11 protein-coding genes and 1 pseudogene are annotated in these 14350 nt (G+C 53.2%); 11 read left to right on the top strand and 1 reads right to left on the bottom strand.

Going from position 1 to position 14350, the window contains the following annotated elements:
• Nucleotides 1-1072: 1072 nt before the first annotated feature.
• The 5 genes from QZ279_RS06110 (at nt 1073) to QZ279_RS06090 (ending at nt 7890) form a co-directional block, all read left to right on the top strand.
• Nucleotides 1073-2128 carry a TAXI family TRAP transporter solute-binding subunit gene (locus tag QZ279_RS06110; protein ID WP_293449291.1) on the top strand — a complete coding sequence of 352 codons (1056 nt, stop codon included), beginning with the start codon at nt 1073-1075 and terminating at the stop codon, nt 2126-2128.
• Nucleotides 2129-2218: 90 nt separating this feature from the next.
• Entirely contained in the window at nt 2219-4567 is a 2349-nt protein-coding gene (locus QZ279_RS06105) for a TRAP transporter fused permease subunit (protein ID WP_293449290.1), read from the top strand.
• Nucleotides 4568-4597: 30 nt separating this feature from the next.
• Nucleotides 4598-6181: a sulfatase-like hydrolase/transferase gene (locus QZ279_RS06100; protein WP_293449289.1), complete on the top strand. Its 1584-nt coding sequence runs from the start codon at nt 4598-4600 to the stop codon at nt 6179-6181.
• Entirely contained in the window at nt 6178-7083 is a 906-nt protein-coding gene (locus QZ279_RS06095; protein ID WP_293449288.1) for an MBL fold metallo-hydrolase, read from the top strand. The genes QZ279_RS06100 and QZ279_RS06095 overlap by 4 nt, the downstream gene beginning before the upstream one ends.
• An 18-nt stretch (nt 7084-7101) precedes the next feature.
• Nucleotides 7102-7890, top strand: a complete 789-nt coding sequence (locus tag QZ279_RS06090) for a siderophore-interacting protein (protein ID WP_293449287.1) — start codon at nt 7102-7104, stop codon at nt 7888-7890.
• A 4-nt stretch (nt 7891-7894) separates the two neighbouring features.
• On the opposite strand, the gene QZ279_RS06085 is transcribed toward QZ279_RS06090, so the two are convergent.
• Nucleotides 7895-9169, bottom strand: a complete 1275-nt coding sequence (locus QZ279_RS06085; protein ID WP_293449286.1) for an alkyl/aryl-sulfatase — start codon at nt 9167-9169, stop codon at nt 7895-7897.
• Nucleotides 9170-9416: 247 nt separating this feature from the next.
• Here QZ279_RS06085 and QZ279_RS06080 point away from each other — a divergent pair, with 247 nt between their 5' ends.
• From QZ279_RS06080 to QZ279_RS06055, 6 genes and pseudogenes are all read left to right on the top strand, one after another.
• Nucleotides 9417-10427: a TRAP transporter substrate-binding protein gene (locus QZ279_RS06080; protein WP_293449284.1), complete on the top strand. Its 1011-nt coding sequence runs from the start codon at nt 9417-9419 to the stop codon at nt 10425-10427.
• Nucleotides 10428-10499: 72 nt separating this feature from the next.
• Nucleotides 10500-11261 carry a glutathione S-transferase family protein gene (locus QZ279_RS06075; protein WP_293449282.1) on the top strand — a complete coding sequence of 254 codons (762 nt, stop codon included), beginning with the start codon at nt 10500-10502 and terminating at the stop codon, nt 11259-11261.
• A 6-nt stretch (nt 11262-11267) separates the two neighbouring features.
• A complete protein-coding gene (locus QZ279_RS06070; RefSeq protein WP_293449280.1) occupies nt 11268-11798 on the top strand; it encodes a TRAP transporter small permease in 531 nt (176 codons plus the stop codon).
• The gene (locus tag QZ279_RS06065) at nt 11795-13156 is read left to right on the top strand and encodes a TRAP transporter large permease (RefSeq protein WP_293449278.1); all 1362 of its coding nucleotides are present in this window, start codon (nt 11795-11797) and stop codon (nt 13154-13156) included. Before QZ279_RS06070 ends, QZ279_RS06065 begins: the two co-directional genes overlap by 4 nt.
• Before the next feature lie 6 nt (nt 13157-13162).
• Nucleotides 13163-14065, top strand: coding sequence for a DMT family transporter (locus QZ279_RS06060; RefSeq protein WP_293449277.1), 903 nt, complete (start codon nt 13163-13165; stop codon nt 14063-14065).
• 76 nt (nt 14066-14141) lie between these two features.
• Nucleotides 14142-14350 (top strand): annotated as a pseudogene (locus QZ279_RS06055) (iron reductase); the annotation flags it as partial.

Genomic DNA, 14350 nt, shown 5'->3' with positions numbered 1-14350 from the left:
CATGAATACTTCCTCCATCCCAAATCAGGGAATTTACAGGAAGTGTCCCAAGAGCCCGTACATATCTACACGGGCTACCAAACGCCTGCTGAATTGCTCCGCATAAAACTGATGGATGGAACGCCATCATCCGGACAAACTGGCCTCACAGAAATTGCGCTTCAGCGCGAGTTCACAACATTAGGCGTGTTTCTCAAATTCTGCGGTTTCAGAAGATCTAGGATGTCCAAACATTGTATCCTATCGCAAAGCGACCCGCAAAGGGTGGGGTTCGTTCAGGACTGCAAGAGCCAAGCTTCACTACGCCTTTTCGTGCGAGCCCAATGCCAGAATTGCTGGATGATCAGAAGAATATTTCTTAATTCTGAACATCCGGCCCGCCCCACCCACGCAAAAATCCATGACCACTTCACCGGATTTGCGCGATTGATTACGTCGTCAGGCATGCCTCGCCCAAACCTATTACCTCGCGCAGCTAAATTAACGAAAAGCACTTTGATCAAGAGCCGACCGTACGATGTGGACGCATTCAATCCACCAAGCAAAGCGCCGTCTGAACCGCTTACTTGCAGCAAGATACTATCATTCTCGCCTTACATTGAAGTAGCGCGCAACTACCGCAGCAGCGCAGCCTCTATTGCAGTCGTAAGCTGAAAATCCTGCTTTTGAGTGATCCGCGCGCGCTTACCCACAGTGATTTATGAAAGCCACGTCGCATATCCGAAAGCTGTTTCGAAAACCAACTGAAAACGATATTGGAGGAACTTTCTCGTCGATTTGCAGTCTCAATTCGGATTTCGTGCAGTCTTATATGCATCAAACGCGCAAAAATACGATTTGGGATCCCAAAATGAGGGTAATGCATAAAAAATAGCCAAAATTGTGGAGATTTCTTGACTAAAGGATCCTGAATGACCTTAGTGGTACTCAGATGACCTTATCTGAAGAGAATCGCGACATCTCGTTTTGCGCTACTTTTCATAATCTGATCTGAAGTGGGTGAGACAGAAAACTGCCGCTCATTTCGCCGCTTAAAAACGGCACGCCAAGAAAGAGAGCTCGGGAGGAAACAATGCTCAAAACTATAACAAAAGCAGCACTCGCCGCGACGTTCGCGTTCAGCGCAAGCGCGGGTTTCGCACAAGTTAATCTGACATCCAACGCCGCAGGCGCAGGTACAGCGGGCGCTTTGTCTGCAACGTCGCTGGTTGAAAACGCAGCTGCGCGCGGGATTGCCAACATCCAAATGAAGGATGGGCAAACCGGCACCAAATACGTAATGGCATTGGCAGAAGGTAAAATCGACCTTGCCAGCGGCCCTTTCATTCTGCCGTTCTTGATGGCCAAAGCCGCAGGTCCATACTCCAACTTGGAAAAAGACGCGGCAAAAGAGCTCGGGCACAGCATTCAGATGCTCTATCCTTATACATTCTCCATCTTCACCATGTACGCCTATGACGCGAAAGGTGTTTCCGGCTGGGAAGACCTCAAAGGCATGAAAGTTCTGAACGGCCCACCGCGTGGTACGGCAGCACTGAATTCGCGCAGCTTGATTCAACTGTTCACAGGTCTGAAATCTGAGGAAGACTACGACACGGTCACAGTGAACTGGAGCCAGATGCCATCAGCAATCATTGATGGCACGGTTGATGCAGCCGTGATCCCAGCGATGTTCCCTGGTCCACGTGTGACGCAAGCCTCTGCCGCTGGCGCGATGACGATGTTCTCGATGCCAAAGGAGCAATTCGAAGCCCCAGCAACGCAGAAGTTCCTCAACAAGCCCGGCTCAACGCCCTTCATCGTGCCACTTGCACAAATCAAAGCGGCAATGGGTGATGGTTGGACTGTCGTCTCGGAAGATGACATGTTTCGCGGCAAGGCCGTTCCCGGCGGTGATCTTGTAAACAAGAGCATGGATGAAGAGCTGGCGTATCAGCTGACCAAATCCCACATCGAGAACTTGGACAAGATCAAAGCGATGGCACCGTTCATGGCAACGCTGAACTTTGGTGACGTGTCCGAGCAAGCCAACGGTCTGTGCGGTGCGAACATCGTGAAGTTCCACCCGGGTGCCGTGCGCGCATGGGAAGAAGCAGGTCACGCGCTTCCAGATTGCGCCAAGCCTTAAGGATGCGGTTCATATCACATGAGAGGGCGCGAACACTGCGCCCTCTTTTTCTATTCCCTCACGTCCTCACGATAAAGTCGGCCATTTCTCATGTCAAATTCAAAAACCCATCATCCTGCGCAACCCCTTGATAAGCCTGTTCTAGTCGAACGTCTTATCTACATTTTGGCGCTTTTTCTTGTGCTTTTGGGGCTGGTCAATGTGACACCTGCTATTCCGGGTTGGGATGCCTTGTGGAAAGATCTAACCGGTAACGAGTTCTTCCGAATTCGTCGTTTCCCAACCGAATGGCTATTCCCAATCACCTTCTTCTGGATGATGTTGATCGTCGCGCTCAAGCACTCGATGTGGAACAGTTGGGTAGGTAAGTCCGCCATGATGCGCCGCTTCGGTCTGTTCATGGATGTGGCACTCATCATAGCCGCTGCCGCAATTTCGCTAACCTACTTGATAGAAATCGAAGCCGTGTGTTTGATCGACGTCTTTACAGGAGATCGCGAACGCCTCATTGCCAAAGCCTTGCAGGCCGAAATCGAATTTGCGGAGCTTTACGGCCTTCCCGCGCCCGATATCGCGGACGATCCGGGCTGTGCAACAACGACAGGCAGCTGGCTAATTTTGATCATGTTCGCGTCTGTCGTCGCGTTCCTGGGTTACAATGTCAAAGTCTGGGGCTTGCCGCTGGTATTGGTGTCGATCCTGATTGCCGCCTACACATTCCTCACGATCCTCAACTGGTATTTCTTCGGACCCGAAGACCAAAATAAATATCTCGTCACCATCCTGAGCAGCGAGGAAACCCGAAGCCTTGGCGCGAGCCTTGGGTTCTTTCAAGACGCTTTGATAAATCAATCCTCCGGTTTGCTGGGACGCTTCATCAATGTCCTCTTGGTCCTTGTATTTCCTTACGTGATCCTTGGCGCACTCTTTGGCAAATGCGCAGGCGGGCAATCCTTGATCAAGCTCGCGTTCGGCGCGACCCGCAATCTGCGCGGGGGTCCTGCGCATGCGGCAGTCGTGTCCTCTGCGATGTTCGGCACGATCACAGGTGGTCCTGTGGTCAACGTGCTCTCAACGGGGGTTCTTACGATCCCGATGATGTTGAAGCGCGGTTTTTCCAAGGTTTTCGCAGGCGGTGTCGAAGCGGCTGCCTCTTCTGGTGGCGCGATCATGCCGCCGATCATGGGAGTTGCGGCGTTCATCATGGCCGCGCTCACAGGTGTACCCTACCGTGAGATCATCATCGCTGCGACGCTCCCTGCATTGTTCTATTTCTTCTGTTTGTTCCTGTCCGTCGTTTTCCAAGCGCGCAAACAAAACATCGAAGCGGTCGGTGAATTGAGCGATGATATGAAACTCACTAGCGAGGACCGTTTACATCTGATGCAGATCTTTGGCCCAGTCTTATTGGTCTTAGTGCTGTTGTTGACACCCAAAGACGCGGTTGGTTGCAGCTGGTACTCTATCATGCTTGGCGCAGTCGTTGATCAAAGTAGCGGTTCGTGCACAATCACGGCGCTCCCTTGGATTATCGAGCTGTTCCAGAACGCGGCAGGCGATGCGAGCGCTGCTGGTTGGTGGGCGGTGTTCTTGCTGCTCATCTTGATGTTCCTCGACAAAGAATTCCGCGCCAAACCGATGAAAATCTTTGATGGCCTCTCGCAAGCTGGTGTCACCATCTCCACCCTTTTCCTAATGTTCATGGCCGTCACTGTGATCGACGTCTGCCTCAATTTCACGGGACTTGCGAAATTTGTGGCTGTAGATGTGCTTGGGTTCCTCAACTCTTTTGATGTCTCTGCAAACTCGTTTGGTTTCCAACTCTTTGCATTGTTCTTCACCATGCTCTTGGCGGTGCTTTTGGGCATGGGCATGCCTGCCGTGCCTGCCTACATAAACGTTGCACTTTTGATGGGACCCATGCTTGTCGGCCTCGGTCTTGCGACCTTCACGGCGCATATGTTCATTTTCTACTTCGCGGTTGCCTCTGCGATCACACCACCTGTCGCGTTGGCGGCCTTTGCAGCGGCGAGCATCACCAAAGCCGATCCGATGAAAACGGGTTTTTCCGCTGTCAGATCTGGCATTGTGATGTTCACCATTCCCTTCGTCTTCGCGCTATATCCAGAGATGTTGTTGATCGACAAAGCGGTGATCAATCCCAACGATGGGCTGTTCCTGGACGGCTATGATGGCACGCTCAACTTAGGATGGCTCGCATTCTTGATGCTGCGAATCGCTGTCGCGCTTTATCTGGTGTCAAGCGCACTTGCCGGTTTTGATCGCTCTAAGTTGAAACCTCTAGAGGTCTTTGCACGTCTCGCTCTTGCTGTGCTGATCTTGGCACGACCGATGGAAATCTATGGCGTAGCACTTGTCGTGAGCATCGCACTTGTCGGCTGGCATACAGTGCGTAATCGCGACACAGTGCCTGCTTAAACAAGTGCCCGCCTAAGTAAAGGACGCGAAATGACCGATCGCCCCAGCTATATCCTCTTTCTTACGGATCAGCAGCGCTACGATCACTTGGGCTGCAACGGACATCCCGTTCTGCGCACGCCCAATATCGATGCGATGGCAGCTGAAGGCGTGAGCCATGATCGCTTCTACGTCGCTTCGCCGGTGTGCATGCCCAACCGCGCGAGCCTGATGACGTGTCGCATGCCCTCAAGCCACGGCACACGTTCGCTTGGAATCCCGCTGAACCAAGACAATGTAACCTTTGTTGAATTGCTTGCCGCCGCTGGCTACGACACCTGTTTGATCGGCAAAAGCCATCTGCAAAACGTCTCGGACTGGGACATACAGATTGATCCCCCCGAGCACCGCGATGGCTATGCAGCCCCCCCAGAGCACCTCGCAGTTGCGATGCGTTCGGATCTAGACAACGACGCATATCAATACGAGCGCCAAGAATATTGGGATCAACCGGACCCGAAAGTGCCGCTGCCGTTCTATGGCTTCAACGAATACGTCGCCGTCATGCGCCACGGGTTTAACACAGGCGGCGAACATCTTGAGTGGATCAAGAAAAACGCACCTGAAACTTTGGCACTGCGTGGCCGCGACAAACAATTCACGCATGATTACACCGTGCCCCAAGCGATCCGCACCAAAGTGCAAGAGGAGCATTATTCAACCACCTATATCGCCAATCGCGCCGCCGCATGGCTGAAAGCGAGAGAAGGCAATGACGAACCTTTTCTTCTAGTTGTCTCCTTCCCCGATCCGCACCATCCCTTCACCCCGCCCGGCAAATATTGGGACATGTATAAGCCCGAAGACATGGTCGTGCCCGCCGCCTATGAGATCGACGATTGGGATCCGCCCGAGTACGTCAAAAGCGCAGAACGTGCCCGCGCGGCTGATCCATCTTTAGGGCAAATGGCAGGTTATTCGCTGGCCGTTTCGAAGCAAGAAGCGCTTGAAGCGCGCGCACTCACCTGCGGCATGATCGCGATGATCGACGACGCGGTGGGCCAAGTGCGTGACGCAGCAACGGACGCAGGTATCGCCGACAAAACCGTGCAAATCTACACTTCTGATCATGGCGATCATTTGGGCGAACATCGCCTGTTGTTCAAAGGGGCGGAGCAGTATGACGGCCTCACCCACGTGCCCTTCATTTGGGCGGATCCCAAAGGAGACAGCGGAACGCGCTCCAGCGATCTGGCGCAAACCCATGATATTGGAACCACCATCTTAGAGCACGCGAAGGTCGAGAAATCACTTGGCATGCAAGGCGTCGTTCTTCCCACCGTTGGCGGTGCTGGTCGCGACGCTGCGCATATCCAATATGAAACCCAACGCACGCAAGAGGCCTTTGGCCCGCGCCCGCGGGTTCATACTGTCGTGTATGAGAACTGGCGTTTGTCTATGTATCTCGGAAAATGCGCAAACGAGCTTTTTGATCTCGCAGAAGACCCCGGTGAGATGACCAACCTTTGGAACAGCGCGGATCATCAAGAGGTCAAAACCCGCTTGCTTGAGCGTTTGGCAGAGCTTGAAATCGCCGCCGTTGATCGCGTTCCACTTCCGACAGCGCAAGCATGAAGAGTCTGATATTTGATACCAAATTCATCACACTCGGCACTGCTGGTGGACCTGTTCCAAAGATCCACCGCGCCGCGCCATCTCATGCGATCACGCGTGGTGAGCGGGTGATCCTGATTGATTGCGGCGAAGGCGCGATGCAACAACTGATGCGCACAGGCATCGACTTTCGCCGCGTTCATAAGGTCATCCTGACACATCACCATTTTGATCATATCGGGAGTCTGTTCACATGCCTTGGGATCAACATGATGCTTCAGCGCAAAGAACTGATCACAATCTACGGTCCGCCTGGCACACGCCAAATTGTCGAAGGGTTGGCGATGGCATGCGATGTACCCAACCAAATCGGCTTTGGTGTAAAAGGGCAGAGCTTCCCGCATCCGCGCGACTTTGTGCAGGTTGAAGAGATCACGTCTGGCAGCACATTTCGCATCGATGATATCGACATCACGTGCTGCGAGAACACGCATTATCGGCCGGAAAGCGAACTCGGCACTGAAGGACCTATCTCATTGTCGTTGCGCTTTGACGCGCCTGATCGCTCGATTGCGTTCACAGGCGACACAGGACCTTGCCGCGCGGTTGAGCAGCTTGCCAAAGGCGCGCAGCTTTTGGTTGGGGAAATGATGCTCGCCGAGCAAGTCATCGCGCAACTCCAAAGCAAGAACCCGCATATGACCCCTGAACGCATCGCGATGATGGGCAAACATTTGCATCAACACCACCTCAGCCCCGAAGAATTAGGCGACCTTGCGACGAGTGCGGGTGTCGCGCAGGTTGTCGCTGTACATATCCCGCTCGATAGCATCACGCCTGACACTGCACCTGATTTCATGGCGCGGATTTCAGAACGGTTTTCTGGCAGCGTTACCATTGCCAACGACCTTGATACATTTTGACTTTAGGAACAAATACTGATGCGTCCATCGAAACCCGCTCAATCACCTCGTATCTTAACGGTGAAAGCCGCGTGGCATCTTACACCAAACATGATCCGCGTGGTCTTTGCAGGGCCCGAACTCAATGGCTTTCCCGAAGTTCGCGAAGGCGGGAACTGCAAGCTTTTGCTCCCCAATGTCGACGAACCAAAAGACGCGTTCATTGAGCGCTTGCAAAGTGGCAAGCCCATCGTGAAGCGCACCTACACCGTGCGTAAATTCGATGCCGCCACCCAAGAGCTAAGCATAGATTTCGTCGCACACGGCGATGACGGACCAGCCTCGCGTTGGGCGAGCCATGCGAAAGCTCGGGATTTCCTCGGCTTCGCGGGCCCAAGCACTCCAAAGGTCGCAAGCTTCAACGCGGATTGGTATCTTGTTGCTGCGGATCCATCGGCCATTCCAGTCGCCGCGGTAGCCTTGGAAGCGATGCCAAGAGACGCGCAAGGCGTCGCGATTTTTGAAGTGACGGCGAAGGAAGATCAGCAAGAGATCGACGCGCCCGAAGGGATCGATGTGCATTGGTTGATCCACCCTGATCCGCACACGCCCTCAACTCAGCAGGAAGACTTCATTCGCGCGATGGACTGGCAAACAGGTCGCGTTCAAACCTGTATCGCTGGGGAATCTGCGGTCATCAGATCTTTGCGCGCGTTCCTCTCAAACGAAAAACAGGTGCCCCGTGAGGACACCTATATTTCCGGCTATTGGAAGATCGGCTTGATCGAGGATCAACACCAAAAAGCCAAGCGCGAGGAGGAGACCTAAGCGTTTAGGCCCCACCATCCAGCTCTTTCGCGCATTGAATGTAGTAGTGACGCGTCGGGCAGTTGATCTGCGACACCGCATGCGCGCGAAGGGTTTTCGCCTTCAACTGTGTTGCCGCTTCAACCTCATGCTCCACGGCTAAGAGGCGATCAATGAGTTGCAACGCCCATTGAAAATCACCCTCGGCCAAAGCTTTTTCGGCAGAACTCATTACCGTAGGTGCACCCCCCGCCATCTCGATAAATCGAGCGGCTTCGTCTTTTGGCGCGAGCGGTGCCATCGAAGTCGGGTTGCCATCAAACCAACCCATCGTTCCAACGAAATAAGCCCGCACAGAGAAATCAACGCGGCCATAGTATTCGCGCAGATGCGGCTTTTCTACCAAATGATCCGGCAATTTCACTTTATGTGCTAGCTCATCAATCGTCAGACCCGCATCCATGCCATTGCGCGTTTCATCGACAATGTGACGGATCGCATCGCGGTAATCGGTCAGATCGCTTTGGATTTTTTCAGCCCCAAAAACCGCTTTAGTATGACCGGGACCAAGCACCTCTGGTCCAAAGCTCATCAACAGATCCATCGTGTCTGCCCAAGTATCGAAGTCGCGATAGGCGGTGCCGCGTGGCGGATAAAGGTTCGGGAACGAGCGGTAAAAGTTGTCACCGCAAATCAGCACTTTCTTCGCAGGACACCAAACCACCATATGATCCGGCGTTTCACCTGGTGCCATGACCAACTCCAACTCGACACCATGCAGGTTTAGTTTCGTGCCCTCATCGCCAATACGCTGCGTCGGTGGCAAAGCCCCTGCCCCCATGCCTTTGAGGGGTCGCGCGCCCGGACCAACACCAATCCCAACAATCTCATCCGGATAAGACAGCCCAATGCCAAACTGACGTTTCGTGCGCACTTGCATGGCTTTGACGGGCTGCGGATGATTGGAAGCCACGAAGAGCGAGTCCTCGGAATATCTTGTGCTTGCGATGATCTCTGGGTTGCCGCCTTGTGCAAAAACGCTTGCGCCAGACACGTGATCGCGGTGCGAATGCGTGAGGATGATCGTCGTGATCGGCAAATCAGTAATTTTGCGGAACTCCGCCAAGATGTTCTCTGCCGCCGCAGTGGTTTCTGAGGTATCGACGATGATCACGCCGTCGTCGCCGACAAACATATAGACGTTGGACGCCGCAAAGCCGAAGGCTTGGTAAACGTTGTCAGCCAGTTGCATGATTTCTTTCTGGAAATACTCTGGATGAGCTTTGAGTTCGGGGTGCATGGGCAGATCTCCTCAGAATTTTTCGGCCACGCAAAAGCCAGCCTGTCACACTTAATAAACGGGCCTGGGATCCCAAAATCAAGCGTTTGACTGTATTAATGCGGGTAAACTAGACAAAAATGTTGAAATGGGATCCCAAATGTTGCAAAGATAGAACGTTACAGGGGAAAATAGGCGCTCAGTCGATTCCTTCGCCAATCTTGGGATCCCAATAAGCCTTAGCCCTGCCAACAAAGGGATGAAGATTATGAAACTATCACGTTTGGGCCTTGGGTTCGCACTTTCCGCGTCTTTGGGCGTTTTTGCACAAACCGCCACAAGCGAAGAACTGAGCATCGCAACGTTCTTGCCACCGCAACATCACTCTAACACTGGTATGTTTGCGTGGTTTGGCAAGGAGATCGAAGCACGCTCTGCTGGTTCCTTGACGATGAAGCTTTATCCCGCTGGTCAGCTTGGCGCGGGTCCTGTGCAGCAATACAAACGCGTCGTCGAAGGCGTCGGCGATATCGTCTTTGGCGTTTCCGCATATACGCCAGCGCTGTTCCCAAAAACCATGCTGGCGATTTTGCCAGGCAGCGCTGACACCGCAGATCAATCAACACGCGCGATCTGGGACATCTATGAAGATCACCTCGCTAATGAATACGGTGATGTGAAAGTGCTGGCGATTGGCACAGTTGCTGGCAGCCTGCTTGCAGCGACGCGCGATGTATCCACGATGGAGGGTCTAAAGGGCGCGAAACTCGTCCCCTTCGCCGCGATGACAACACCTATCGTCGAAGCCCTTGGCGCAGTGCCTGTGCAAATGCCGGTGACTGAAATGTACACAGGTCTCTCGACGGGGACGATTGATGCGACGACATCATCCTACAACAACATCACACCGCCTTGGAACTTCTGGGACGTCGCAACGCATGTGGTGGAAAACGTGCCGACAAGCTTTGCCGTGACCTACGCTTTGATGAACAAAGAGCGCTATATGGGCCTGTCAGACGAGCACCGCGCAATCATTGACGAACTTGCAGGCCTGCCCATGTCGCTTGAGCTTGCCAAGTCATTCGACGGCGCGGATAATAAATCCAAGATGATGATCGAAGCGGCGACAGACAAAAACTACGGATGGATCGTTGTCTCCGATGAAGAACGCGCGAAGATGGACGCGGCCGTGGCAAGCGGTCTTGAGACGATCTTCGCCGATTATGAAGGTCGCGGCATCAGCAATGCGCGCGATATCTATGGTGCTTTGAACAAGTAACCTTCATTCTAAACGATACGTGCCCTGAGACACTTGGGGCACGTTCATTACCCCTTTCTGAAAGCAAAATTCATGGTTGTCATCGTTCCCACCAATAAATCCGTCGAAGCCCTCAAAGGCCTGCACCTGTATCACGGGGATATCTCTAACTGCTCTATGCGGGTGCGGATGACCCTGATTGAAAAGGGACTGGATTGGGACAGCCACCACCTTGATCTCAAGAAGAAAGAGAACATCACAGACGACTATTTCGGGATCAATCCCAACGGTCTGGTGCCCACATTGATCGACGATGGTGTCGTACATATCGAGTCCAACGACATCATCGATTACCTCGATGAAACCTATCCGGAACCCTCTTTGCGCCATGGCGATGAGGCAGAACTGATGGGCTGGTTGCACCTTGCCGCAGCGCTTCATGTGCCTGCCTGCAAGCCCTATGTCTACGCCACCAAAATGGCCCCGAAGATCAAGAAAACCGCCGAAGAAGAAGCGAAGTACAATGAACTTCAAACAAACGAAGAGTTGAAGAATTTCCACGCCAAACACGCAGGTGGCAAGGATTTCAGCACAAGTGATCTCGACAAAGCGACGGCCATTCTGGACGCGTGTTTCTTCAAGCTAGAGAAGACCTTGGAGGACCGCACATGGATCATGGGCGAGCAATATACCCTTGCAGATATCTCGTGGATCCCCTTGCACTTTGTTCTCCTGGGCTGCGGCTATCCGTTTGAAAACTACCCAAACATTGTTCGCTGGGCCGAGGCGTTTGCGAAGAAAGACAGCTTCAAAGAGGGCGTGTTAAAATGGTGCGCTGATTTTGCGGATGTATAATTTTTGATGAACGACAAGCCTGCCTTGATCACCGCATTGGATCGCATCCTGACTTGGGTCGCGTTTCTTTGCGGTGGGGCTACGCTGATCTTCATGACGGGCTTTTCTGTTTGGAACGTGTTAATCATGCGCAAAACTCTGAACGCGCCCATCACAGGCGCAGAGGATTTGTTGATTCTGTCTTTGGTGGTGATCGTCGCGTTGTCGATCCCCTTTGGCGCACGCACTGGCGCACATATCGAGATCGAAGTCTTTGAGGCGCGCATGTCCGCCGCTTTCGCAAAATGGTCGATGATTGTGGTCAAACTGATGGGCGCGGCACTGCTGTTTTTCATGGCATGGCGTTTGTGGCACGCGGGCGGCACGGCTAGTAAATTTGGCGAGACAACACAACAGCTGCTGATCTCTTACGAGCCGTTTTACTACCTTTTGGCCGCATCCGTCGGAATTTACGCAGTCGTCATCCTTTTAGACATCTGGCAGCTCTTACGCTCTGGCGAAGTCGTGAAACTCAAGCTTGGAAAAGACCCCACATGATAAGCCTTACGCTTCTTGGCATCTTGGGGCTGTTGTCGCTTTTTATCCTTTTGGCGCTGCGCATGCCTGTGGGCCTTTCCATGCTCGGTGTAGGTTTTATCGGCACGATCATCGCCAACGCCAACAAGTTTATCGCCGTGGGCATGGCAGAAGACCAAGCTTGGGCGCGCGGGTTAAAGATCGCCTATTCCAACCTAGCGGGCGAGACATTCGAGGCAGCGTCGAACTACAACCTCCTTGTGATCCCGATGTTCGTCCTTATGGGCAATCTTGCAGGCGTATCGGGCATGTCGAACGATCTATTCTCCGCAGCCTATCGCTGGATGGGGCATTTGCGCGGCGGCTTGGCCTCCGCAACGATTGCCGCCTGTGCGGGGTTTGCGGCGCTGTCTGGCTCTTCGCTCGCCTCTGCGGTCACGATGGGACGCGTCGCGCTGCCGGAGATGAAGAAATACAAATACGCCGACAGCCTTGCCACAGGATCGGTCGCGGCGGGTGGCACGCTAGGATTTTTGATCCCACCCTCTGGTGGGATGATCATCTACGCAGTGCTTACCGAGCAATCCATCGGGCGTCTCTTCATTGCAGGCGTCTTTCCTGGCATTATCCTGACGCTTCTTTTCATTGCCGCAATCTATTTTACAGTCATCCGCAATCCAGACGCAGGACCACGCGGGCAACGTTTTGGACGTGCGGAACGTCTGTCCTCACTCGTGCGCGCACTCCCGATCCTCGTCGTCGTACTCGCCACCATCGGCGGCATGTACACAGGGTTTTTCACCCCTGTCGAAGCCTCCGCGGTTGGTGCATTCCTTACCTTTATCGTCGCCCTCGCGCGCCGTTCGCTGAACTGGAACGCGTCAAAGCAGGTGATCTGGGAGACAATGAACGCCACCGCAACAGTATTCATGATCATCATCGGCGCGTTCGTCTTCATCCCTTTCATGTCGCTCACAGAACTGCCTGCTCAACTGGTCACGATCCTGACGTCAGTCCCTATTGGCGAGATCGGCATCTTGCTCATCGTCGTACTGATCTACATGTTCCTAGGTATGTTTCTTGAGGCGATGGCGATGCTTGTGCTTACCATCCCTGTCGTGATCCCTATCGCTGTGGCCCTTGATTGGGATCTGATTTGGTTCGGCATCATCGTAGTCATCGTGCTTGAAATGGGGATGATAAGCCCACCTGTTGGGATTAACGTGTTCATCGTCAAATCCATCGCACAAGATGTGCCGATGAGTACGATCTTTCGCGGTATCTGGCCCTTCTGGTTCGCAATGGCAGCTATGATTGGCCTGCTCATCTTGTTTCCGCAAATAGCCTTGTACCTTCCGCAAGCGATCGTTGGCGGATAAATTAGGGTGCTTCCGCAAGATCAAAACACTGACTATACCGCTTGGATCGCTTTTTGCGTGATGGCGGTCTGCATGAGTCTGTCATTCGTCTTCGTAAAGATCTCGCTTGAGGGTTTCACACTGGAGCAAGCCGCTGGTGGGCGCTTGGTTATCGGGGCCGTTTTCCTACTCCCCATCACATATCTTTTGGGGGACGGCCTGCCCCTTAAGCTCTGGTTCTGGAAGTGGGCGGCAATCCTTGGCATGGTCAATTTCGTGCTGCCCATTGGCTTCACCACCTACGGGCTTTTGTCCCTGCCCTCGAATGTGGTCGGGGCGATGTTTGCGTTGATCCCTTTGATCACGATTGGCCTCTCGACCGTCATTCTAAAGATAAAAGTCTCACGTCAAAAAGTGATAGGCTTGGCTATCGGACTTACGGGCTTGTTGGTGATTTCAGAGCCGCATCGCTGGATAGGAGCAACCGGAGGCGACAGCGCCCTGCCGATGCTGGCCATCTTCGCAGCCGCTGCTTGTCTTGCTACAGCCGCGATCTTGATCCGCGTGATGCCGAAAGCAAATCCAATCTCACTTATCGGTGCGAGTTCCTTAATCGCGTCGGTGTTTGGAATTTGGCCTTTCCTGTCTGTGTTTGAGGGTGAATTTACCAGCATGCGCCCATGGCTTGGTCTTCTAGGAGTATCCATCCTTTCAACCGCAATTGCCTATTGCATCCGTTTTTTCCTGATCCGGCGAAAAGGCCCGGTCTTTCTCGCACCCAATGCCTATTTCAGCATCATCTTGACCAATATTTTCGGTGTTCTTTTGCTAGGTGACGCAATCACTACATCGATGAAAATCGCGTTCGTTCTGATTTTCGCAGGGCTTTACCTCGCTCGGGATCGCTCTGGGTATATGAAGCAGGCTTAGAACACAGTTTTTTCGCCAACTTGCGACGGAAATGCTCGCACACTACGTACAATTCTCGACTCAAGGGAAAATCGTCATGTCCGCATTGAAATCACTCTGGGATCAAGCCTACACGTTCTGGGCATTGCTCAGCCTTCCAGCAATTCCAATGATCATCGGGCTCGCCTCTGGCGACGCAAAGACGATCCACCAGTTGCTCCATCCCAGCGGCAAGTTTTCAGCGCGCTTCATGATTATCACAATGATGATTACGCCTTTGACGATGCTTCTCAAAGGCTGGCGCGG

Source organism: Planktotalea sp. (genome assembly GCF_018607965.1).
GTDB lineage: Bacteria > Pseudomonadota > Alphaproteobacteria > Rhodobacterales > Rhodobacteraceae > Planktotalea.
This window is presented reverse-complemented; position numbering and strand designations above follow the sequence as displayed.

Excerpts from the sequence above, each read along its gene's own strand:
- QZ279_RS06110 (WP_293449291.1), top strand. The coding sequence starts at position 1,073 with ATGCTCAAAACTATAACAAAAGCAGCACTCGCCGCGACGTTCGCGTTC.
- QZ279_RS06105 (WP_293449290.1), top strand. The coding sequence starts at position 2,219 with ATGTCAAATTCAAAAACCCATCATCCTGCGCAACCCCTTGATAAGCCT.
- QZ279_RS06100 (WP_293449289.1), top strand. The coding sequence starts at position 4,598 with ATGACCGATCGCCCCAGCTATATCCTCTTTCTTACGGATCAGCAGCGC.
- QZ279_RS06095 (WP_293449288.1), top strand. The coding sequence starts at position 6,178 with ATGAAGAGTCTGATATTTGATACCAAATTCATCACACTCGGCACTGCT.
- QZ279_RS06090 (WP_293449287.1), top strand. The coding sequence starts at position 7,102 with ATGCGTCCATCGAAACCCGCTCAATCACCTCGTATCTTAACGGTGAAA.
- QZ279_RS06085 (WP_293449286.1), bottom strand. The coding sequence starts at position 9,169 with ATGCACCCCGAACTCAAAGCTCATCCAGAGTATTTCCAGAAAGAAATC.
- QZ279_RS06080 (WP_293449284.1), top strand. The coding sequence starts at position 9,417 with ATGAAACTATCACGTTTGGGCCTTGGGTTCGCACTTTCCGCGTCTTTG.
- QZ279_RS06075 (WP_293449282.1), top strand. The coding sequence starts at position 10,500 with ATGGTTGTCATCGTTCCCACCAATAAATCCGTCGAAGCCCTCAAAGGC.
- QZ279_RS06070 (WP_293449280.1), top strand. The coding sequence starts at position 11,268 with ATGAACGACAAGCCTGCCTTGATCACCGCATTGGATCGCATCCTGACT.
- QZ279_RS06065 (WP_293449278.1), top strand. The coding sequence starts at position 11,795 with ATGATAAGCCTTACGCTTCTTGGCATCTTGGGGCTGTTGTCGCTTTTT.